Annotated in this window: 16 protein-coding genes; 9 read left to right on the top strand and 7 right to left on the bottom strand. The window is 72.9% G+C overall.

Features of this window, described 5'->3' with window-relative positions; all coding sequences use genetic code 11:
* The first annotated feature begins 8 nt into the window (after positions 1–8).
* The 5 genes from AC0QU1_RS09890 to AC0QU1_RS09870 all read left to right on the top strand — a co-directional run bounded on the left by AC0QU1_RS09890 (position 9) and on the right by AC0QU1_RS09870 (position 8,071).
* Positions 9–1,061 carry a lipid II:glycine glycyltransferase FemX gene (locus AC0QU1_RS09890; RefSeq protein WP_483576219.1) on the top strand — a complete coding sequence of 351 codons (1,053 nt, stop codon included), beginning with the start codon at positions 9–11 and terminating at the stop codon, positions 1,059–1,061.
* A 345-nt stretch (positions 1,062–1,406) separates the two neighbouring features.
* Positions 1,407–2,657 carry a thiolase family protein gene (locus AC0QU1_RS09885; protein WP_483616494.1) on the top strand — a complete coding sequence of 417 codons (1,251 nt, stop codon included), beginning with the start codon at positions 1,407–1,409 and terminating at the stop codon, positions 2,655–2,657.
* 2 nt (positions 2,658–2,659) lie between these two features.
* The gene (locus AC0QU1_RS09880) at positions 2,660–4,807 is read left to right on the top strand and encodes a 3-hydroxyacyl-CoA dehydrogenase NAD-binding domain-containing protein (RefSeq protein WP_483576218.1); all 2,148 of its coding nucleotides are present in this window, start codon (positions 2,660–2,662) and stop codon (positions 4,805–4,807) included.
* A gap of 81 nt (positions 4,808–4,888) precedes the next feature.
* Positions 4,889–6,667 carry a potassium channel family protein gene (locus AC0QU1_RS09875; RefSeq protein WP_483576217.1) on the top strand — a complete coding sequence of 593 codons (1,779 nt, stop codon included), beginning with the start codon at positions 4,889–4,891 and terminating at the stop codon, positions 6,665–6,667.
* 51 nt (positions 6,668–6,718) lie between these two features.
* Entirely contained in the window at positions 6,719–8,071 is a 1,353-nt protein-coding gene (locus AC0QU1_RS09870) for an APC family permease (RefSeq protein WP_483616492.1), read from the top strand.
* On the opposite strand, the gene pdxR is transcribed toward AC0QU1_RS09870, so the two are convergent.
* On the bottom strand, positions 8,016–9,446 hold the full coding sequence (pdxR, locus tag AC0QU1_RS09865) for a MocR-like pyridoxine biosynthesis transcription factor PdxR (RefSeq protein ID WP_483576215.1): 1,431 nt from the start codon (positions 9,444–9,446) through the stop codon (positions 8,016–8,018). The two genes, AC0QU1_RS09870 and pdxR, sit on opposite strands and share 56 nt — an antisense overlap.
* A gap of 101 nt (positions 9,447–9,547) precedes the next feature.
* Between pdxR and AC0QU1_RS09860 the strand changes: the two genes are divergently transcribed.
* On the top strand, positions 9,548–11,152 hold the full coding sequence (locus tag AC0QU1_RS09860) for a hypothetical protein (protein ID WP_483576214.1): 1,605 nt from the start codon (positions 9,548–9,550) through the stop codon (positions 11,150–11,152).
* A gap of 77 nt (positions 11,153–11,229) precedes the next feature.
* Positions 11,230–11,862, top strand: coding sequence for a metallophosphoesterase (locus AC0QU1_RS09855; protein WP_483576213.1), 633 nt, complete (start codon positions 11,230–11,232; stop codon positions 11,860–11,862).
* A 128-nt stretch (positions 11,863–11,990) separates the two neighbouring features.
* Here AC0QU1_RS09855 and AC0QU1_RS09850 read toward each other — a convergent pair whose 3' ends face one another.
* On the bottom strand, positions 11,991–12,221 hold the full coding sequence (locus AC0QU1_RS09850) for an excisionase family DNA-binding protein (RefSeq protein ID WP_483616490.1): 231 nt from the start codon (positions 12,219–12,221) through the stop codon (positions 11,991–11,993).
* A 252-nt stretch (positions 12,222–12,473) separates the two neighbouring features.
* On the opposite strand from AC0QU1_RS09850, the gene AC0QU1_RS09845 reads away from it, so the two are divergent.
* Positions 12,474–13,244: a class I SAM-dependent methyltransferase gene (locus tag AC0QU1_RS09845; protein ID WP_483576211.1), complete on the top strand. Its 771-nt coding sequence runs from the start codon at positions 12,474–12,476 to the stop codon at positions 13,242–13,244.
* On the opposite strand, the gene AC0QU1_RS09840 is transcribed toward AC0QU1_RS09845, so the two are convergent.
* Positions 13,245–13,991, bottom strand: coding sequence for a metallophosphoesterase family protein (locus AC0QU1_RS09840; protein ID WP_483576210.1), 747 nt, complete (start codon positions 13,989–13,991; stop codon positions 13,245–13,247).
* A gap of 198 nt (positions 13,992–14,189) precedes the next feature.
* On the opposite strand from AC0QU1_RS09840, the gene AC0QU1_RS09835 reads away from it, so the two are divergent.
* The gene (locus AC0QU1_RS09835) at positions 14,190–14,951 is read left to right on the top strand and encodes a class I SAM-dependent methyltransferase (protein ID WP_483576209.1); all 762 of its coding nucleotides are present in this window, start codon (positions 14,190–14,192) and stop codon (positions 14,949–14,951) included.
* On the opposite strand, the gene AC0QU1_RS09830 is transcribed toward AC0QU1_RS09835, so the two are convergent.
* The 4 genes from AC0QU1_RS09830 to AC0QU1_RS09815 form a co-directional block, all read right to left on the bottom strand.
* On the bottom strand, positions 14,911–15,693 hold the full coding sequence (locus tag AC0QU1_RS09830) for a hypothetical protein (protein ID WP_483576208.1): 783 nt from the start codon (positions 15,691–15,693) through the stop codon (positions 14,911–14,913). The genes AC0QU1_RS09835 and AC0QU1_RS09830 overlap by 41 nt on opposite strands.
* Before the next feature lie 98 nt (positions 15,694–15,791).
* On the bottom strand, positions 15,792–16,625 hold the full coding sequence (locus AC0QU1_RS09825; RefSeq protein WP_483576207.1) for a hypothetical protein: 834 nt from the start codon (positions 16,623–16,625) through the stop codon (positions 15,792–15,794).
* Positions 16,626–16,817: 192 nt separating this feature from the next.
* Positions 16,818–19,340, bottom strand: coding sequence for a tetratricopeptide repeat protein (locus tag AC0QU1_RS09820; protein ID WP_483576206.1), 2,523 nt, complete (start codon positions 19,338–19,340; stop codon positions 16,818–16,820).
* Between the two features lie 70 nt (positions 19,341–19,410).
* A complete protein-coding gene (locus AC0QU1_RS09815) occupies positions 19,411–21,624 on the bottom strand; it encodes a DEAD/DEAH box helicase (RefSeq protein ID WP_483576205.1) in 2,214 nt (737 codons plus the stop codon).
* Positions 21,625–21,673 lie beyond the last annotated feature (49 nt).

Genomic DNA, 21,673 nt, shown 5'->3' with positions numbered 1-21,673 from the left:
TCGTCCCCATGCCAGCCCTGTCGGAGCCCATCACGCTCGCCGTCGACCTCGTCACCGAACCTTCGACCTGGGACCGGGAGGTGCTGGCGCTGGGCGGACACCCGCTCCAGCTCTGGGGCTGGGGTGAGGTCAAGGCGGCGGGCAACTGGCGCGCGCACCGCCTGCGCGTGACCGAGGAGGGCACCACCGTCGGCCTGGCCCAGCTCCTCGTGCGGCCGCTGCCCGCCCAGTTCAAGGCGCTGTCGTACGTGCCGCGCGGCCCCGTCGTCGCGCACCACGACGGGGAGACGGCGCAGGCCGTGTTCGGCGTCGGCGACACCGCGACGCGCAACGCCGTGACCAACACCGTGGTGGAGTGGGCGCGCGAGAACGTGGGCGGCGTCGGCATCACCATCGAGCCGGACTGGCCCGCCGGCACCCAGCTCGACCTGCCCGGACGGCGGTACGCGCCGAACCAGATCATGATCCCGAGCACGCTGATACTCGACCTCACCAGGTCCGGGGACGAGCTGCTCGCGGACATGCGCAAGTCCACGCGGTACGAGATCCGCAAGGGCAGCCGCGCGGGGCTGGACATCCGCCGGGTCACCGAGGAGGCGGAGGTGCTGCGCGTGCTCGACGTCTACAAGGAGACCGCCCAGCGCGCCGGGTTCGCCATCCACCACGACAAGTACTACCTCGACATCCACCGCGAGCTGGGCGACCGGTCGGTGCTGGTGGCGACATACCTCGACGACGCGCCGGTGTGCTTCGCGTGGTGCGTCAACTCGTCCAGCACCTCGTTCCTGCTGTACGGCGGCGGCACCGACGCCGGCCGCAAGGCGACGGCGACGGCGCCCACCTACTGGCGCACCATCGAGATCGCCCAGGAGCAGGGCCTCGTGCGGTACGACATGAACGGCCTGCTCAACGACGGCATCAGCGACTTCAAGAAGAGCTTCGCCAAGCACACGGACGAGCTCGTCGGCTCGATCGACGTCGCGTTCTCGCGCTGGTACACCACCTGGAACACGGCCCTGCCGACGGCCAAGAGGGTAGTCCGCAAGCTCCGCCGCGGCTGACCCCCTGCGCGCGGTGCGTCGCCCGCGGCCCCCGACTTCGGTCCGCTGCACGACCCCTCACCCTGACTTCGGTCGCTTGCCTCGAGATCGGTCATTTAATGGACCGATCTCACAGCAAGCGACCGAAGTCAGTTAGCGCCCGGTAGCAACAGACCGAACTCACGGGCAGCGCTGCCCGTCGTCACGCGCATTCCCGAGCAGACCCCCGAGACTCCGTGCCAGTACCCCACGAACTGGGTCTCATATCGTGCGTGCTTTTTACCGGTACTCGCGGTAGCGTGTATCCCGATCCAGCGGCGTCGCTCGCGCGGACGCCGCCGTCCCGAAACCCCAGGAGTTCTGCTGATGACCGCAGCCCCGGAAACCCCGCGTGCCCGCCGCGCGGTGCGGGACGTCGTCTTCGTCGACGGCGTACGCACCCCCTTCGGCAAGGCCAAGCCCGACGGCCTCTACGCGCAGACCCGCGCCGACGACCTGATCGTGAAGGTGGTGCGCGAGCTGCTGCGGCGTCACCCAGAGCTCCCCCCGGAGCGGATCGACGACGTGGCCATCGCCGCCACGACGCAGCAGGGCGACCAGGGGCTCACGCTCGGCCGCACCGTCGGCATCCTCGCCGGCCTCCCCCAGTCCGTGCCCGGCTACGCCATCGACCGCATGTGCGCCGGCGCCATGACGGCCGCAACGACGACGGCGGCGGGCATCGCCATGGGCGCCCTCGACGTCGCCATCGCCGGCGGCGTCGAGCACATGGGCCGCCACCCCATGGGCTTCGCCGCCGACGTCAACCCCCGGTTCGTGGCCGAGAAGCTCGTGGACCCCGAGGCGCTGAACATGGGCGTCACCGCGGAGAACCTGCACGACAAGTTCCCGCAGCTCACCAAGGAGCGCGCCGACCGGTACGCCGTCGAGTCGCAGGCCAAGTACGCCAAGGCGCTTGCCAACGGCGACATCGACCCGGACCTGGTGCCCGTCGCCGTCCGCTCCGCCGAGCTGGGCTGGGGCCTGGCCACCGCCGACGAGCTGCCCCGCCCCGAGACCACCTTCGAGTCCATCCAGGGCCTGCGGACGCCGTTCCGCCCAGGCGGCCGGGTCACCCCCGCGACGTCGTCCCCGCTGACCGACGGCGCGACGGGCGCCATCCTCGCCTCGGGCGACGTCGCCGCGGAACTCGGCCTGCCCGCGCGGATGCGCATGGTGACCTACGGGTTCGCCGGCGTGCCGCCGGAGATCATGGGCTACGGGCCCGTCCCCTCGACCGAGAAGGCGCTCCGGAACGCCGGGCTGACCATCGACGACATCGGCCTGTTCGAGCTGAACGAGGCCTTCGCGGTGCAGGTGCTGTCCTTCCTGGACCACTACGGCATCGCCGACGACGACCCGCGCGTCAACCCGTACGGCGGCGCCATCGCCATGGGCCACCCGCTGGCCAGCTCCGGCGTGCGGCTGATGACGCAGCTCGCGCGCCAGTTCGAGCAGCACCCGGAGGTCCGCTACGGGCTCACCGCCATGTGCGTGGGCCTGGGCCAGGGCGGCAGCGTCATCTGGGAGAACCCGCACCACGCCGACTACTCCGGCCACACGGACGAGGAGAACTGACCGTGCCTGAGACCACCTTCACCGAGCGCGTCACCCACTCCCTGGTCCGGGACGTCCAGCTCCCGGGCGGCGCCGGCGTCCTGACGCTGGTCACCCTCGACAACGGCCTGGACCACACCAAGCCGAACACGCTCGGGCCGGCCGGCATGACCGAGCTCAAGGCGACCCTGGAGACGGTCCGCGCCCGCGCCGAGGCCGGCGAGATCGCCGCCGTCGGCGTGACCGGCAAGCCGTACTTCGTCGCCGCCGGCGCCGACCTCAAGGGCATCACGACGGTGCACGGCCACGCCGAGGCCGTCGAGCTGGCCCGCCGGGGCCACGCCGCGTACTCGATCCTCGGCGACCTGCGCGCGGCCACGGGCGTGCCGACCTTCGCGTTCGTCAACGGCCTGGCCCTGGGCGGCGGCCTCGAGGTCGCCCTGAACTGCGACTACCGCACCGTGGCGTCCGACGCCGCGGGGCTCGGCCTGCCCGAGACCGGCATCGGCCTGATCCCCGGCTGGGGCGGCGCCTACCTGGTACCGCACCTGGTCGGCGTCGAGAAGGCCGTCGAGGTCATCATCACCCGCCCGGCGGCGAACAAGCCGTACCAGCCGGCCGAGGCCCTACGGATCGGCCTGGTCGACGCGCTGTTCGACGCCGCCGACTTCCTGGAGCAGTCCATCATCTGGGCCGCCAAGGTGGTCACGGGCGAGATCGAGGTGCCGCGCCGCGAGCTCGACCCGCAGCCCGTGTGGGACGCCGTCGTCGGTGCGGCGAAGGCCCAGCTCGACGCCGTCGTGGGCGCCTCGCGGCCCGCGCCGCACCGCGCGCTGGAGCTCATCGCGGGCGCCCGCAACGCCACCAAGGAGGAGGCGTTCGCCGCGGAGGACCAGGCCCTGGCGGACCTGGTCATGACCGACGAGATGCGCGCGAGCATCTACGCGTTCAACCTGGTGGGCGCGGGCAAGAAGCCCGTCGGCGCGCCGGACCCGCAGCTCGCCCGGCCGATCACCCGGGTGGGCGTCGTGGGCGCCGGCCTGATGGCCGCCCAGATGGCGTTCCTGTTCGCGCAGCGGCTCGGCGTGCCCGTCGTCATGCGTGACCTGGACCAGGAGCGCGTCGACAAGGGCCTGGCCTTCGTCCGCGACACGGCCGAGAAGCTGGCCGTGCGCGGGCGGCTGACGCCCGACGCCGCCGCGCGCATCGTGGCCTCGGTGTCCGGCACCACCGACATCGGCGAGTTCGCCGCGTGCGACTTCGTGATCGAGGCCGTCACCGAGGTGATGGGGCTCAAGAAGAAGGTGTTCGCCGAGCTGGAGGGCATCATCTCCTCCGAGGCGATCCTGGCCACCAACACCTCGGCGCTGTCCGTCACCGAGATGGCCGCGGACCTGGCCCACCCCGAGCGGGTGGTCGGCATCCACTTCTTCAACCCGGTGGCCCAGATGCCGCTGGTCGAGGTGATCAACGCCGAGCACACCTCCCCCGAGGCCCTCGCCACGGCGTTCGCCGTGACCAAGAAGCTCCGCAAGACGGCGGTGCTCGCGGGCGACCGTCCGGGCTTCGTGGTCAACCGGCTGCTGCTGCTCGTCATGGGCAAGGTGGTCGACGCCATCGAGAACGGCACCCCGGTCGAGGTGGCGGACCGCGCGCTCGCGCCGCTCGGGCTCCCCATGCCGACGTTCGAGCTGACCGACCTGGTGGGGCCCGCCGTCGCGCAGCACGTGCTCACCTCGCTGCGCGAGAACCTCGGCGACCGGATCCCGGCATCGGCAGGCCTGGCCAAGATCGTGGAGGAGGGCACCCGCGTGGTGCTCGACGCGCCGGCCAAGGGCCTGCCCAAGCCGGTCGACCCGGCCATCCAGCGGTACTTCGGCGAGCCGCTCGCCCCGGGCCAGGCCGGCAGGCACGGGCAGCCCGTGCTCGACGCCGACGGCGTGCTCGACGCCGTACTCACCACCCTGACCACGGAGATCGGCCTCATGCTGGACGAGGGCGTCGTGCCCGGCCCGCAGCAGATCGACCTCGCGATGATCCTCGGCGCCGGCTGGGGCTTCCACACGGGCGGCATCACGCCGTACCTGGACCGCACCGGCTACAGCGAGAAGGTCCTGGGCAGGCGGTTCCTGCCCGACGGCGTGGCGAACGTCCCCGCGCAGCCCGCCTGAGCGGGGAACGGGTCCGGGCCCTCCGACGACGCGCACCGTTTTCGTGCTCGTTGTCGGAGGGTCCCGCTACGCTCTGCGACCATGACACCCGCCGGACCGGGCACGCCAGCGCACTACGTCGTCGTCGGTGACAATCCGCTCGCCTACCGCCTCACGCGGGCGCTCAGCACGCGCTTCCGGGGCACCGTCACGGTGATCGTGCCCGACCGGACCTCGCGGTACGCGCTGGAGATGGGTGCCATCGCGGGCGTGGACCTCCTGGAGGCGGAGCGGGTCGACGAGGAGGCCCTTGCCGCCGCCGGCGCGGGCCGTGCCGCGGCCGCCGCCCTGGTGAACCAGGACGACGGCGGCAACGTGGCCCTGGCGCTCCTGCTGCGCGAGCTGAGGGAGAAGTGGCCCGGGCTGCACGTGGTGGTCCGGATCTTCGACGAGTCGCTGGGCCGCCACCTGGAGCGCGACCACTGCACGGTGCTCTCGTCGTCGGCGTTCGCTGCACCCGAGATCGTGGCGGCGGCGCTGCGCCGGCAGATCCGCCTGCCGGTGCGCGGCGGGCGGCGGCTGGTCGCCGTGTCGGACGAGGTCACCTCCCTGGACACCCGTATGGTCCTGTTCGCCACCGACCAGGACGGCGCCGTCAGCGCGCTCCCCGGCGAGGACGAGGCCGCGGGCCTGACCCCGAAGGTGCTCCTGGCGGAGGCCGGCCCGGACGACGTGCTGCCGGAGGTCAAGGCGGACCTGGAGCCCGACGAGGACGAGGTGGACCCGCACCGCCACCGCCGGTTCGGCGAGTACCTGCGCACGCTCGCGATCACGTCCGGGTGGAACCTGCTGCTCGCCGCCGGCGTCCTGCTCGTGGTGGTGCTGCTCGGGGCCACCACGATCCGGCTCGCCACCGGCTCCTCCTGGGCCGGCGCGCTGTACGAGGCGGTGCTGCCCTCCCTGGCGGGCAGCGACCCCGACCACGACGCGGACCCCGTGGTCAAGGTGACCCAGGTGCTCCTGACCATCGTGAGCGTCGCCGTGATCCCCTGGGTCACCGGTGTGGTGGTCGACGGCGTGGTGCGCACCCAGCGCCTGCTCGACACCGGCTCCCCGCTGCATCCCATGGCCAACCACGTGGTGGTCGTCGGGATGGGCGACCTCGGCACCCGCATCGTGCGCTCCCTGGACCGGCGCGGCGTGCCGGTGCTGGCCGTCGACATCGACGAGACGGCCCGCGGTATCGCCGTCGCGCGCGCCCGCGACGTGCCCGTCGTGATCGGCGACGCCCGCCGGGCGACCACCCTGCGCAGCGCGTACGTGGGCACAGCCCAGGCGATAGTCGTCGTCACGAGCGGCGGGGCGACGACCATCGGCATCGGCTTCGCCGCGCGCTCGATCCCCCGGGTCAAGGATGCGCCGCGCGAGCTGCGCACCGTGCTGCGGGTGTTCGACCGGGACCTCGCGCGGCGCATCCGCCGGGAGATCCCCGACTCGGCGGGGCTCAGCTCCTCGTTCCTCGCCGCGCCGTCGTTCGCCGCCGCGATGATCGGCCAGGATGTCAAGGCCACGATCCCATACCTGGACCGGGTGCTCGTGCTCGCCGAGGTGCTGATCATGGACGGCAGCCCCATGGCCCGCATGCTCCCCGACGACGTCGACCTCGACGAGCCGGGGACGCCGGGCAAGGACGACGTCAAGAGCCGCCTCCTGGCCATCCGCACCAGGTCCCATCCCAGCGGCGGGGGCGGCGTCACCATCGAGCCGTCCGAGGGCCGGCCCCTGAACGCGGGCGACACGGTGGTCGTCATCGCGACCACTGCGGGGCTGAGCCGGGTACGCGAGATGGCGAGCGCGCCGCTACGGGTGCGATCGGCCTGAACGACCGGGGCGAAATCGGCTCGTTCGCCGGTCCACCGGTTGCCTAGTGTCATGACCATGCAGAACGGTCTCAGCGTCCCCCAGGGCGCGGCGCTCACTCTCGGTGCCATGCTCGGCACGGGCGTCATCTCGCTCCCCGCCCTCGCCGCCGACGCGGCCGGCCCCGCCTCGCTCGTCGCGTGGGCGGCCCTCGTCCTCCTGTCCGTCCCCCTCGCCACCACGTTCGCCGCCCTCGGCTCCCGGCACCCCGACGGCGGCGGCGTGGCCACCTACGCGCGCCTCGCGTTCGGCGAGCGGGCGTCCACCATGGTGGGCTGGGCGTTCTACGCGACGATCCCGGTGGGCGCGCCCGCGGCGGCGGGCTTCGCGGGCGCCTACGTCGCCGACGCGACGGGCGGCGGACCGGGCACGGCCCTGGCCACGACCGTCGCGATCATCGTCCTGTGCGCCGTCATGAACTGGTTCGACCTGCGGGTCTCCGGCACGGCGCAGCTCGTCATCGCCGGCTCGGTGGCGCTGCTGCTGTCGGTCGCCGTGGTGGTGGCGCTGCCGCACACGCAGCCGGCCAACCTCACCCCGTTCGCCCCGCACGGCTGGGGCGCCGTCGGCTCGGCCGCCGCGCTGCTCGTGTGGGCGTTCGCCGGGTGGGAGATCCTCGGCTCGCTGTCGGCCGAGTACCGCCACCCCAGCAGGGACATCCCGCGCGCCACGGCGATCGCCGTGGCCGCCGTCGGCATGCTGTACCTGGGCGTCGCGTTCGCCACGGTGGCGGTGCTCGGCCCGACGCCGGGGCCCGCGCCGCTCTCGGACCTGCTGGTGCTCGGGTTCGGCGAGCACGCCCGGCCGGTCACCACGGTGGTGGCGGTGCTGCTGACCGTCGGCGCCATCAACGTCTACTTCGCGGGCGGCAGCCGCATGGGCGCCGCGCTGGCCCGCGACGGCGCGCTCCCCGCGTGGCTCGCGGCCGAGCCGGGCCGCACCCCGCGCCGCTCGCTGGCCCTCATCACGGTCGTCGCCCTCGGCACGACGGCGACGCTCGCCGTGCTGCACCTGTCCACCGACGCGATAGTGCTCATGGCGACCGCGACGTTCTCCCTGCTCTACGTGGTGGGCGCGGCCGCGGCGCTGCGCCTGCTGCCCCGCTGGGGCGCCGCCTGGTGGTGCGCCGCCGTGTCGCTCGCGGCGGCGCTCGGCCTGCTCGTGATGACCGGGCCGCACATGACGGGCCCGGTGGTCGCCGCGCTGGGCGGGCTCGCCTGGGCGACCTGGCGACGGCGCCGACGAGCGCGGGTCACGGCGCCGGCAGGCGCGGGCACGTCGTCCATGGCGGGCGCGGACGCGCCGGCCGTCACGGCGCCAGCAGACGACCCAGCGTCTGAATGCCTGGCCGGATCGAGCTCGTGACCGCGCCGCCGATCCCGAGCACCACCCCGTCCCGGTGGGGACCCACGGCAAAGGCGGCGAGGGAGTCCAGGGCGACCGACCGCCGTCGGGCCCGGGCGACGAGGGCCTGCGCGCCCACGGGGGCGTCCGCGGGCAGGTAGGCCGCCACGTGCAGGCCGGCCGCCGACGGGACGGGCTCCACCGGCAGGTCCGCCAGGGCGTCCAGCAGGATCTCGTGCCGCAGCGTGTACTGCGCCGACGCCTTGCGGACGTGCCGGGCGAGCAGGCCGTCGTCGATGAACCGCGCGAGCGCCGCCTGCACGTGGACGGCGCCGTGGCCGTCGGTGAGCTGGCGGGCGGCGAGCAGCGCGTCGCGCAGCGACGGCGGCGCCACCAGGTAGCCGACGCGCAGCCCGGGCAGCAGCGACTTCGAGAAGGTGCCGACGTAGACCACCCGGCCGTCCCGGTCGAGCGCCTGCAGGGGCTCGAGCGGACGGCGGGCCCGGCGGAACTCGCTGTCGTAGTCGTCCTCGATCACCGCGGTGCCGTGCCGCGCGGCGTGCGCGAGGAGGGCCCGGCGCCGGGCGAGCGACAGCGGCATCCCCAGCGGAAACTGGTGCGACGGCGTGGTGTAGACCAGGCGGGCGCGGGCCGGGAGCTGGTCCACCACCAGGCCCTCTGCGTCGACCGGCACCGGGACCACGCGCGCCCCGTGCAGCGCGAAGAGCTCGCGAGCCTCCGGATACCCCGGGTCCTCGACCGCCACGACGTCCCCGGGCTCCAGCAGGACGCGGGCCACCAGGTCGAGGGCCTGCTGCGCCCCGGTGGTGGCGATGACGTCGTCGGCCTCGGCGCGGACCCCGCGGGAGCCGGACACGTACCGGGCCACGGCCTCGCGGAAGCGGGGCAGGCCCGCCGGGCCGCCGTACGAGCCCGCCGCCGCGCCGCCCGCACGCGACTCGGCGGCCAGCAGCCGCCGCCACGTGTCGAAGGGGAACAGGCTCGCGTCCGGAATGCCCACGCGGAAGTCGTGTGCGGGGGCGGACGTGTCGCCGCTGGTGGGGTGCACCGTCCAGCGCCAGCCGGCCCGCGGGCGCAGGGCGCCGGGGCTCCGCCGCCGCGCGGGTGGCGCATCGCTCGCCGCGGCGGTGGCGAAGGTGCCCGCGCCCGTCCGCGTCTCCAGGAACCCCTCGGCGACGAGCCGCTCGTACGCCGTCGCGACGCTCGCTCTTGAGACGCCGAGGTCTCCGGCGAGGTCCCGCGTCGAGGGCAGCCGCTCCCCCGCGGGTATCCGGCCCGTGGTGAGCGCGGTGTGCAGGGCGCGGTAGATCGCGTCGGTGCGTCCGGTGCGGGTGCTGAGGTCGACGGCGAGGTCCACCCGCTGATCATGGCGCATCGCGGGGCTCATTACAGTTCGGACTCGTTGGGCCAAATCACCCGGCTTGACGGGCCTTATTCGCCAGTTTCGGACAATTGGCGGCCTTAGCATCGCGGCTCATGAGCACTGATACCGCGCCCGCGGCGACCCCACCCGAGGAGCCGACGGTCGCGCCCGGCGATCATCACGAGCCGGAGAACGGGGAACCCGGGGAGGCCGGAGAATCCGGGGAGCTGGGGAAACTCGGTGAGTCCGAGGAATCCCACGGGAACCACGCGTCGTCCGCCCGCCCCCTGACCGCCGCGCTGCTGAACCTGAGCGGCTTCGGGCTGGGCTACCTGCACCTGCGGGCGTGGGTCCGCCTCGCCGTCGCGCTGGCCGCGACGGGCGGGCTCGCGTGGCTCGCGCTGCCGATCGGCCCCGAGCCCATCTCCGTCTGGTGGGCCGTGGGCTACCTGGGCGCGCTCGGCCTGTTCGCGGCGGACGCCGCCCTCCTCGCCCGACGCCGGGCACGGCGCCCGGTGCCGCAGCCCGCCGCCCGGTCCCGCCGTACCGTCTGGACGCCCGGCGCCGCCCGTCGGGTCGCCTGGGCCACGCTCGCCGTCGTGCCGCTGCTGGGCGCCGCGTACGTGGTGACGCAGCACGAGGTGCTGGAGCAGTACCTCGCGTACGACCTGGACCAGGCGGAGGAGAACCTCCGGGAGGCGGGCGCCGTGTTCGCCCCGTACGAGCGCGCGTACGACGCCGCGTACGCGACCTATGTGCGAACCGTGTCCGAGCACCCGCACACCCGCGCCGCCGACCGCGTCCCCGGTCTGGTCGACCGCCTGTACGCCCAGGCCAAGGGCGACGACGTCTGCAACGCGGTCGACGCCGTGCGGCACTTCGCGGCGTCCTGGACGGCGGAGCCGTTGCGGACCCGCGCCCAGGAGGACCTGCCTGGCGCCCTGCACGACTGCGGCCTGCGCTCGGTGGAGCGCGGCGACCTCGTCAGGGCGGAACCCCTGCTCACCGACCTGCTGACGGACCACGCGGCCAGCGACGCCGCCCAAGGCCTGCCCGGGGAGCTGGCGCAGTGGCGGGACGACCTGATCCAGGGCATGGCGCGGAGCGGCGGCTGCACGGACACGAGGCAGGCCACTGACTCGACCGGATTCCTCGCCGGATTCGACTCCGGCAAGGTCAGCGCCCTGGCGGACAAGGCACGCACCCAGGTCCCCGCCGGGCTGCTCAGGTGCGGTGTGCGGCAGTTCGAGGGCGAGCAGTACACCGCGGCGACCGGGACCCTGGGCAGACTTCTCGGCGAGTACCCGAGGGCCAAGGAGGCCGACTACGCCGAGCGGCTCAAGATCGCCGCAGGCATAGCGGCGGTGGAACCGAAGGTGGGCGTCGAGCTGCCGGCGCGCACCGAGCAGGAGGGGACGGTCAGGCTGACGGTCTTCAACTACAGCCCGAACCCGTTCGAGATGGTCTACACGGGACCCGCGACGGGCGTCGTCACGGTCGACCCGTGCGAGGACTGCACGTACTACGCGGACGGCGACACGCCGGAGTGCACCGGCTACTCGCTGACCATCCCGAGCACGACGGTCACACTTCCCGCTGGTGACTACCTCACGGCCCTGCAGCGCGACGGCGTCGTGGTGGGCTGGCGCGACGAGGGCGTCGACGAAGTGAGCCTGACGGCCGACAGCTGGACCTGCCCGTACAACCGGAAGTCCTGAGCCGGAGAGACCTGCTGCTCCCGCGCCGCCGAGTTCGATTCCCCTCGGCGGTGCGGGAGCGGTTGAATACAACCGACATGACTACGTACTACACGTCCGACCTGCACTTCGGACACCTGAACATCATCCGGTTCTGCGACCGCCCGTTCCCCGGCGTCGCCGCGATGAACGCCCGGCTCGCCGAGCTCTGGAACGAGACCGTCACCGAGAACGACACCGTGTGGGTGCTGGGCGACGTCGCCCTCGGCCCGCTCGACGAGTCCCTCTCCTGGATCGGGCGCCTCGCGGGCCGCAAGATCCTGGTGCCGGGCAACCACGACCGCTGCTGGGAGGGCGACCGCGCCCTCCGCAAGGGGGATCCGGAGGCGCGCGAACGGCGTCGGACGGCGGAGCGGCGGCGCTACCTGGCCGCCGGCTTCGCCGAGATCCACGACCGGCCCGAGCCGGTCGCCGTCGACGGCGAGAACGTCACGCTGTCCCACTTCCCGTACGAGGGCGACTCCCACGGCGAGGACCGGTTCGTCGAGTACCGGCCCGTGGACCGGGGCGGCTGGGTGGTGCACGGCCACGTGCACGACACCTGGCGACAGCAGGGGCGGCAGATCAACGTCGGCGTCGACGCGTGGGGCGGGCGGCCCGTGCCGGCGGCGACGGTCGCCGGCCTGATCGCCGACGGGCCGCGCGAGCTGGAGCCGCTGGCCTGGGCGTGACATGACAAGAGCGCACGTTCGCAGGTGATGAACGTGCGCTCAGGCGTCAGGGTGCGTGGCATCGCAGGTTCGCGAGGCGCACGCACTGCGTCAGCGGAAGCGCCAGAGTGCCTCCCGCCGCGCGGGGGTCATGCGGATACGAGCGCCTCCGCGTCACGGTGCTCGCGGTTGGACTTGTAGGACTCGATCTCTGCGGCGCTGAACCTGAGGTCCGTGCCGACCATGTGGTAGTCGATCTCACCGGCCTCGAGCAGGTCGATGACGTGCAGCTTCGAGACTCCCAGCAGCCGAGCGGCTTCGAGCGTGGTGAGTTCCTGGTCCGGTCTGGTGTCGTCTGCTTCCAATGTGATTTCGTTCACACGGTTAGTCTTGCGCGTCCGGACGGCCGGAGTCCAGTCGAATCGCTGCGAGTTTCGATATCCGGGCGGGATTCTTTTCTACGCGCGACCGGGCGTCGCGATAATTGCTCACGCATGGGCCATCCGTCGCGTGAAAGCGGCGCCCGGCAAGATGTGACACGATAAGCGCCATTCCGCCGATCCTGATTGGGATTCGGCGGTTTCCTAGTCAACTGGCGGATCGAAACGATCCATCGCGCGCGAGGGGGATGGATGGCCGCGCCGTCCGCAGTGCCCGTACCGGTCTCACCCGCCTACAGCACCCCTCCCGACCTGAAGTCCGTACTCGACATCAACCGGACCGCGTACGACCTGCTCGCCGGGACATACAAGAGCACGACCGAGATTCGCCAAGAGAGCGCCAAGAAATGGCTCACCCAGCGGCTCCCGGAGATCACCGCCGCGCGGCGTCCGACCGCGCTGGACGTCGGATGCGCCGACGGCACCCACTCCCGCGTCCTGTCCGCACTGGGCTACACCGTCACCGGCGTCGACTTCTCGGCGCAGATGATCTCGGCGGCCCGCGACCTCATGGACGACCCGACCCTCCCGAACAAGCCGTCGCTGCTGCACGGCGAGTTCCTCGCCGGCCGGTACGTCGACGAGCACGGGACCCGCACCCCGCTCGACGACACGCGGTTCGACCTGGTGCTCGCCACGGCCTTCGTCCACCTCTTCCCACCCGAGGCGGACGACGACGCCGTGCGCAAGGTGCTCGGCCACGTCGCCCCCGGTGGCACCGCCCTCATCTCGACCACCGCCGCGATGTCGAGCCGGCACGGCCTCGAGGTCAAGGAAGGTGCGGGCGGGCAGGTCGCCCGCCGCTGGCGGAACCACTACACCCTCGAGCACTTCGTCTGGCTCGTCCGCGAGGCCGCGCGCGACGTGTACGGCGCCAAGGTCCCCGTCCGGCCCTGGGTCGTCGTGGACCCCGACTCCGAGGGCAAGCTCTGGGTCGACGTCGTCGTCACCCGTCCGGCCTGATCAGAGGTCCTGGAACCCGCGGTACACGGCCGTCCGCAGCTCGATCGCGTAGGGCTCAAGCTCCGGCATGCCCAGCCGCGCCGCCGCGTCGATCTCCGCCTCGATGTCGTACGGCACCCGGATGAAGTGCAGCCCGAACGGCGCGGGCCCTGGCTCGTCGACGACGCCCTCCAGGATCGCGTAGCTCGGCACCGGTTCGTCCAGGGGGTTGCCGACGCTCCCGACGTTGAACAGGGTCCGCCCGCGCGCGACCTCGACGAAGGCGTCGTGGAGGTCGCCGTAGCCCACCACCGTCGGCGGCGGGCCGTTCCCCGTCATCGCCGTGTTCACGAACATGCCCTCGAACTGCTCCGCCGTGTGCTGGGCGTGCACCCGCACGTGCGGGCTCGTCGCCGACGCGTGGAACAGCCGGATGTGCCGCCCGCTCATCAGCAGGTCATGGCTCAGCGGCAGTGCCCGCAACCAGTCGCGCTGGTCCTGCCGCAGCTCGTTGCGCCACCAGATCATCCCGGGAGCCGACTCGTCGCCCCACACCGGCAGGTGGTCGTCCCAGTTGCCCCGGATGTTTACGTCGCACGCCTTGTCGCACCGGTCGACGACCTCGCTCCCCCGCGGCCCCTTTCCGACGAGATCACCCAGGTTGATGATCCGGTCGATCTCCCGTGACTCGATGTCGTCGAGCACCGCGTCGAGCGCGGTCAGGTTGCCGTGCACGTCGCTGATCAGGGCAATTCGCTCTAAAGACACGCTCTGGATCGTCCCACATTCACGCTCGGTGTCACCCGAACCACCGCCAGCAGACCCATCCTGGCAGGCCCTAGAGACGAGTCCGGAAGGCTCTTCGGGAGGTGCGTGATCCCCTGAAATCTGCCAGGATCCCCGTACCGCACCACCCCAGCGGACGCCTGAGCAGCCATCTGAGACCTATGCCCGACCGAGGAGCCCATGTCGGCCGCACCATCGAGCGCAGCCACCGCGCTCAGGCCAAACCTCGCCTCTGTACTGGAGGCGAACCTCGCGGCGTACCAAGCCCTTGCCGACGACTATCACGCGACGGCGCCGTTGCGCTTGAGGCATGCGGCCAGATGGCTACGGGAGCCGTTCTGGGGTGGTCGACGAAGGTCCGAAGCACACACGGCCCGTCGCGCCCTCGACATCGGTTGCGCTGACGGCGCCCATGCAATCCTGCTGGCGGAGCGTGGCTACGAGGTGACGGGAATCGACTTCGCGCCCCGCATGATCGAGTTCGCACGCGCCAGGCGCTCGAGACGCGGTCAGCCCACGTTCCTCGAAGGCGAGTTCCTCACCGGGAAGTTCCTCGATGCCATGGGTGAGACGGTGACGCTCCAGGGGCGGTTCGAGCTGGTCGTCGCGAACGCCTTCGTGCACCTCTTCCCGACGCCGGTCGACGAGGAGGTGGTGCGGAAGGCCCTCGACCTCGTCGCCCTCGGGGGCACCGCCCTGTTCTCGACCACTGTCGAGGAGAGTCGGCAGGAGGACTACTTGGGCAAGACCGGCGCCGACGGCACATACGTCGAGCGATGGCGCGGCTGGTACCCCAAGGAGGACTTCCTCAGCCTCGTGCGCGATGCCGCCGGAGATCAGTTCCTGGTTACGGATCTGTCCACGAGTCTGTCCACGAGAGACATGCGTGACAAGGAATGGCTCACCGTGGTCGCGCGGCGTCAGGCGGATGGTCGGGCATAGGCGCCGAGAAGTCGAACCCGGACAGGTCAGAGATCGCGTCGACCATCTGCGACACGACAGAACGGTCTCTCGGACCGTCGTGGTAGTGCCGGACGCCGAACCGGATCCGCCGGGGCGGCCGCCCCGGTACATGGAACTCGACGAATCCGTTCGCCTCGGATGTACCCGGCTCGGCGATCGTGGCACCGAACGCAGACACGGCGCGATAAGTGTGCACGCGGACGCGTTCCTCGCCGCACTCGGCGTTGACCCCCCGGGCCATCACGGCGAGGTCCCGGTGCGCCTTCTCGACACGCCCGAGCATCTGCGGGTCGTCGTAGTAGCGCCCGAGCACACCCGCGATCGCCCACCGCCACCGCAGCCATCGAGGATCGACCATCACGAAGTGGATCTCCACCCCACCGAGCGCCGCCGTCCTGATCAGGTCGACCTCGCGCGAGACCTGCGTCATACCCACACCGTGGATGATCAGGCGCCGGCGGGCGCCGAGCAGCACCTCGGAGAACTCAGCACCCCGGACCCGCTCGCGACCCGCCGACACCACTCCGCGCAGCTCCCGGCGCTTGGCTTCCGCCTCACTCTCCACCCGGGCAGCTACCGCCTCGGCGTCGAGGGCCTGCCGAAACCGCTGCGTCAGCACCGCACCCGCGACGAGCACGAGCGTCGCCGAGGTGCACACCACCACGGCGCTCGCCACCCACGCCGGAACCACGTCCGGTGCGAACGTCAACAGCAGGTTCACGCAGACGCCGAGGATGACCAGGAGCAGGCTCCCGCTTCCCCACGCTCGCCTCGCTTCTCTCCCGCCCTCTCCGGTCCGCAACCACCGGTAGCCCTTGGTCACGTCACGGCCCCGGGGCGCTCGCTCTCCTCGCCTAGCGCCAGGCCCTCGTCGCCCCGCCCCAGGGCCGGCGGTCTCCGCTCGGCCGGCACCGGATGCCCGACCGCCAGCGAGAGCGAGTGCAGCACGTGGTGCAGGATCGGCGGGTTCAGCTCGTCCCCGCCGTCGTACTGCTTGAGGCCGATGCCGAGGCGTTCGATCGACTTGCGGTAGAGATGGAACTCCACGTACCCCGAGGCCTCGGGCGTCCCCGGGTCCCGGATCGACCCGCTGTACTGGACCGTGGTCCGGTAGGTGTGGATGGTGAGCTGCCCCCGGCCCGCCGCGTTGATCTCGCGAGCCAGCCCTTCGAGCCGGGCGTGCGCCTGGAGCACCTGCCCGATGAACGCCTCGTCCCGGTCGTAGTACCCGTCGATGGTCCCGGCGATCGCCGGGTGCTCCACGAGCCAGTCGGGGTCGATCTTGATCACGTCGACGTCGACCCCGCGGTTGACCATCGCCCAGATCAGGTTGGGGTCGCGGGCCACGCTCGTCATGCCGAATCCGAACACGACCACCTGGCGGCGGGCCGCCTTCCAGATGTCCAGCGATGCGTTCCGGTGCTCGCGGTCCGCGCTCACCCACTCGATCCCCCGGTACCGGCGCAGCTCGTTGACCAGGCGCGCCCGCTCCAGCTCGGCCGCGCGCTCCACGCGCTGCCGGACGGCGACGGTCTGCTCGAAGAGGTACACGACGGCGATCACCGCCGTCGCGACGGCCGTGCACCAGACGATCAGGATCGTCACCCGGTGCGGCATCACGTCGGGGATGAAGGTGAGAGCGAGGTTCGACATCGCACCGAGTGCGACGACCAGGAGACTTCCCCGAGTCCAGTTCTGCACGTGGACCACCCCCAGGGCTCGCGCACAACGACCTGGTTACAGTAATTCGATGCTAAGGCAACAGATAGGTCAAGTCTAGACATTTACGAAACATCAGTTTCGCTGGGTGCGCCGATCGGGCACGGCGGTGCCACACCACTTGGCCTACACCAGCACCCCGGCGAGCTCCTCCGCCTCCGCCCGCGCCCGTCCGGCCTCGTCGAACCGCTCCTGGTCGTGCAGCGCGAGCGCCACCGTCCGCAGCGCCTCCGCGAGCCGTGCCCGGTACTTCGGCCCGTTCTCGGCGACGAGCCCGCGCAGGAGGGCGACGGCCTCGCTCGCGGGCTCCATCGCCTCAGCGCCGAGCTTGAGCACCGCGAAGATGGAGCTCAGGTTCGTCAGCGACCGCGCGAGGCGGGGACGGTAGCGGTCCGGGTCGGACCCGACCAGCTCGCGCCAGGTCCGGGTCGCCTCGCGCTCCACGTTCAGCGCGTCCTGCGAGCGGTCCAGCCGGGCGAGGGTGACGCCGAGGCCCGACAGCGCCTCGGCGAGCTCCGGCACGAACCGCCCCGGGTTGTCCGCCGCGAGCCGCCGCAGCACCTCGACGGCCTCCTGCTGCAGCTCGAGGCCCTCGTCCCACCGACCGAGGCCGGCGAGCCGGGTGCCGAGCACCTGGAGCGACGCCGCGAGGCCCGCCAGGTACCGGCCGGGGTTCTCCTGGGCGGTCCGCCGCCGGATCCGGACGGCCTCCTCGAGGTGCCCCAGCGCGTCCTCGCCCCGCCCCTGGTCGATCAGCACACTGCCGACGACCTGGAGCGACTCGCCGAGGTCGGACAGGTGCTCGTCCGGGTCTGCCGCCGCCAGGCGCCGCCGGATCTCCAGCGACTCCTCGGCGGGCTCCAGCGCCTCGGCACCCCGGTCGAGCTCCAGCAGGCGCCGCGCCACGTTGGTCAGCGACCGGCCGAGCAGCGCGGTGAACCGCTCGGGATGCGCGCCGGCGAGCTCCCGGGACAGCCCGACCGCCTCGCGGCTCGGCCCGAGCGCGGCGAGCGGCTGCCCCAGCTCGGCGAACGCGACCGCGAGGTTCGCCACCGCCGTGGTCAGGTCGAGCGTGACGACACCCGGGTGGTCGGCGGCGACGAGCCGCAGCAGGCCCACCGCCTCCTCGGCGCAGCGCAGCGCCTCCTGCGGCCGCCCCCGGTCCGAGCAGAGCGCGCCGAGGTGCGCGAGCACGGCCGCCAGCCGCGGCCGGAACCGGTCCGGGTCCGACCCGGCCAGCTCGCGCAGCAGGGCCGCGGCCTCCCGTTCGAAGGGCTCGGCATCGGCGGCGCGGCCCACCTCGCCGAGCGCTACCCCGACGTCGTGCAGGCTCTCGGCGCGGCGCGCCGCGTCGTCGTGCGGCGCGGTGGTGAGCGTGCGCAGCGCGATCTCGGCGCGCAGCTCGCCGAGCGCGAGCGACGGGTGCGGGAGCACGCCGGAGACGGAACGCAGCACGTCGTGGTCCTCGGGCAGCGCGGCGACCGCCGCGCCGAGCTGGTCGACCGCCGGGCCGAGGTCCGCGGACCGGCCGTCGAGCCGGTCCACCACGATCCCGGCCGCACGCAGGGCGGCCCGCCGGACCGACGGCGCGCCCGCCCCGGTCAGGCACGCCCTGAGCAGCCGCGGCGTGTCCGTGAGCTCCGCAAGCAGGTGCGGATCCACCAGCCGCGCCGGCAGCGCCCGGTGCGGGTCCAGGTCGAGCAGCCACCGCCCGACGTCGGCCTCGGCACCCGGCCGCACGCCCGGCACGACGACGGCGACGCGGCGCACGAGACGTTCCGCCGCGTCCGCCGTCCGCACGCCCGTGAGCGTCGCCGCCGCGACCAGCCCGTCCATGGCCTCGGGCCGGAAGCCCGCCTCGCCGAGCACGCCGGCCTCCTCGGCGGAGCGGAACCACGTCCAGCGCTCGTGCTCGAGCAGCTCGTCGAGGGCGTCGGACACGTCGACGGGCAGCGGGCCCTGCGGCGGGCGCGCCTGGGTGCGCATGACGGCGCAGAGCGCTGCCGCCTGCAGGTCGAGCATCCGGGCCCCGCCGCCCTGGACCGACCCCACGGCGACGTGCGGCACGGCCACGCCGAGCGCCACGGCGTACGGCTCCACGAACGCCGCCACGAGCCGCGCGTCCACCTGCCCCGGGAGCACCGCCGCCGGGAGGTCCCGCTCCGCGCGGGCCGGTTCGAGCAGCGCCCGGACCGCCAGGTCCGCCGCCGCGAGCCGGTCGAACCACTGGCCCACGCCGCGGGCGACCAGCAGGATGCGCAGCGTGCCGTTGCGGCCGCGCGCGGCGGCGCGCAGGAGCTCCGCGAGGGCCGGGCCGCGCGTGTCGGCGTCGTCGACGACCAGGAGCCCTGGGGCGCCGTCGGGGATGGCGGCGAGAGCCGCGCGCTCCGCGCCGTCCGGCACGTTGAGGCAGGTCCAGCCGGCGTGGGCCATGTGCTGGGCGGCCTCGCGGGCGAGCCGGGTCTTGCCGACGCCGCGCGGGCCGCTCACGAGCCGGACGGCGACGGGCTCCGGGCCGGTGCACCACTCGGCGAGCGCGGCGCGCTCGGCGGTCCGCCCGACGAAGGGCACGATGCGCCGTACCGGGGCGAGCAGCCGCCCGGGGGACATGGTGTGCGCACGTGCCGCGCGGGGGCGTGACGACAGCATGGACACCACGTCAGTGAACCGCAATCGTGCTCGGGGCGAACATCACACCCGTGCGGTGCGGACGTGGGCCTCATGGTGTGCGGCTCAGGCGCTCCTGCTCCTCCGCGAGGATCGTGCGGGACAGCGAGGTCTCGGACGGCGCGGCGACGTCCACGGCCGACGGCGCGGCGTCGGTGATCTCGGACTGCCGGGCGAACTCCTCGAACAGCGCGGCCTTGGAGCCGAGGATCTCCATCATCCGCTGGTCCACGGACCGCTCGACGAGCAGCCGGTGCACCTGGACGGTGCGAGTCTGGCCCATGCGGTGCGCGCGGGCGACGGCCTGCGCCTCGATCGTGGGCTTGACCTGCGGCTCGCAGAAGATGACGACGCTCGCGGCCTGGACGTTGAGCCCCACTCCCCCGGCGGTGATCTGGCTGACCAGCACCGACGGCCCGCCGGGCCGGGACAGGGCGTCCACCATGGCCTGCCGCTCGGTCACGGGCACCGATCCGGTCAGGGGCCCGACGGCGAGGTCGCCGAGCAGGTCCATCACCTGCTCCAGGACCGACAGGAAGTAGGAGAAGACGATGACACGGCGGCCGCCGTCGAGCGCCTCGGTGACGAGCTCGCGCAGGCGCACCAGCTTCGCCGACTCCTCGGCGTCGGAGACGGCGAACGCGGCCCGCCGCATGGCCATGAAGTTCCCAGCGAGCACGGCGGCGCGGTAGGCGGCGCCGTCGACCGGGCCGAACTGCTCCCACTCCTCGACCTGCACCATCTCGGGCAGCTCGGTGAGCACGTCCTCCTGGTTGCGGCGCAGGTAGGCGGGCGCGACGATCCGGCGGAACGCCTTGGCCCCGGACAGGCCGGCGTTCGGGTCGAGCTGGCCCGCCACCTCGGGCTGGAGGTAGCCCACCATGCTCTTGAACTCGGCGACCTTGTTCTCCATCGGGGTGCCGGACAGGAACAGGACGCGGTCGGACCGGTCGGCCCAGCGCCGCACCTCCTGCCCGCGCAGCGTCTCGGGGTTCTTCACGTAGTGGGCCTCGTCCACGACCAGGAGCGCCGGCCGCAGGTCGTAGGGCAGGTCGAGCCGGCCGAGCACCTCGAAGGTCGTGACGCCCACGCCGCCGTCCGCCAGCCAGCGCGCCGCCGCCTGCTCGCGGTCGTTGCCGTGCAGCACCACGGCCCGCAGGTCGGAGTGCTGCTCCACCTCGCGCTTCCAGTTGGTCACCACGCTCGCCGGGCACACCACCAGCACGTGCGTGCCGCCGGTGGCCAGCAGGTGCGCGGCCACGGCGATGGACTGCATGGTCTTGCCCAGCCCCATCTCGTCGCCGAGGATCGTGCGGCGCTGCACCAGCGCGTACTTCGCGCCGAACTGCTGGTAGCCGCGCAGGCTCGCACGCAGCAGGGTCCGGTCCAGCGGCTGCGCCTCGACCCGCCGCACGACGTCGGCGGGCAGGCCGCCCTCCGCGGCCTCGTGGTCCTCGCCCAGGTCAACGACCTGGGACAGCAGCCCGTAGTACTCGGCGGAGCGCGCCTCGAAGTCAGCCCACACCTCCGCGGCCTCGGGCGGCCGGCCGACGGCGGCGCGCACCGCCCGCGCGTCGTCGGTCAGCCGGGCGGCCGCCACCTGGTCGGCGAGCGCCGTGACGGCGGCGAGGGCCGCGGCCTTCCGGTCGGCCGGCGCGAGCAGGCGCCGCCAGAGGCTGGTGGCGGTCCGGGCAGGTTCGAGGTGCCCCGGCACGACGGCGATCACGCGCCGCGCCTCGTCGAGGTGCTCGTGCCGGGCGTCGGTGGCGAGCCCGAACGCGTACAGGGACTGGACCAGCACCGTCGCGTACGGGTCGTCGGGGTCGACGTCGATGCGGAACCGCAGGTCGGCGTCCACCTCCTCGGCGAGCTCCCGGGCCGCCGAGGTGGCGAGCTTCGCGGTCCCCGCGCCAATGCCCGCCTCGACGAGCCGGTCGGTCCCCGCGACCAGCACCTGGGTGACGGTCTTGAACCCGGCCTTCTCCAGGACGGCGACGCGCAGCTTCTTGCGCCGCGCCTCCAGGGCCGTGACGCCGACGGCGCGCAGGTCGGCGTGCACACGTACCTCGCGCGTGGCCGTGTAGGCGTCGCGGACGCGCTCGCGCAGGTCGGCGGCGGTGTGGGTGAGCACGCGGGCGTCGTCGAGCAGCGCCTGAGCCTGCTCGACCACGCGGCGCGCCGCTCGGGGCTTCCACGGCCGGGGCGAGTCGGGGTCCGCTGCAGGGCCGGAGTCCGCTGGGCTGGGGAGGGTGGTCTGCTCGGTCATGGCCCTGCGAGCGTACCCGGATCGTCTGACATGCCCCATTCGCGCTGGA

Source organism: Promicromonospora noduliphila (assembly GCF_056951025.1).
The sequence above is the reverse complement of the archived record's forward strand: the minus strand, read 5'-3'. Positions and strand labels throughout refer to the sequence as shown.

Bases quoted from the DNA above. Each gene is read 5' to 3' on its own strand.
- AC0QU1_RS09835 (WP_483576209.1), top strand. From the start codon at position 14,190: ATGTCGGCCGCACCATCGAGCGCAGCCACCGCGCTCAGGCCAAACCTC.
- AC0QU1_RS09860 (WP_483576214.1), top strand. From the start codon at position 9,548: ATGAGCACTGATACCGCGCCCGCGGCGACCCCACCCGAGGAGCCGACG.
- AC0QU1_RS09890 (WP_483576219.1), top strand. From the start codon at position 9: ATGCCAGCCCTGTCGGAGCCCATCACGCTCGCCGTCGACCTCGTCACC.
- AC0QU1_RS09820 (WP_483576206.1), bottom strand. From the start codon at position 19,340: ATGCTGTCGTCACGCCCCCGCGCGGCACGTGCGCACACCATGTCCCCC.
- AC0QU1_RS09815 (WP_483576205.1), bottom strand. From the start codon at position 21,624: ATGACCGAGCAGACCACCCTCCCCAGCCCAGCGGACTCCGGCCCTGCA.
- AC0QU1_RS09885 (WP_483616494.1), top strand. From the start codon at position 1,407: ATGACCGCAGCCCCGGAAACCCCGCGTGCCCGCCGCGCGGTGCGGGAC.
- AC0QU1_RS09825 (WP_483576207.1), bottom strand. From the start codon at position 16,625: ATGTCGAACCTCGCTCTCACCTTCATCCCCGACGTGATGCCGCACCGG.
- AC0QU1_RS09845 (WP_483576211.1), top strand. From the start codon at position 12,474: ATGGCCGCGCCGTCCGCAGTGCCCGTACCGGTCTCACCCGCCTACAGC.
- AC0QU1_RS09855 (WP_483576213.1), top strand. From the start codon at position 11,230: ATGACTACGTACTACACGTCCGACCTGCACTTCGGACACCTGAACATC.
- AC0QU1_RS09875 (WP_483576217.1), top strand. From the start codon at position 4,889: ATGACACCCGCCGGACCGGGCACGCCAGCGCACTACGTCGTCGTCGGT.
- pdxR (WP_483576215.1), bottom strand. From the start codon at position 9,446: ATGCGCCATGATCAGCGGGTGGACCTCGCCGTCGACCTCAGCACCCGC.
- AC0QU1_RS09870 (WP_483616492.1), top strand. From the start codon at position 6,719: ATGACCATGCAGAACGGTCTCAGCGTCCCCCAGGGCGCGGCGCTCACT.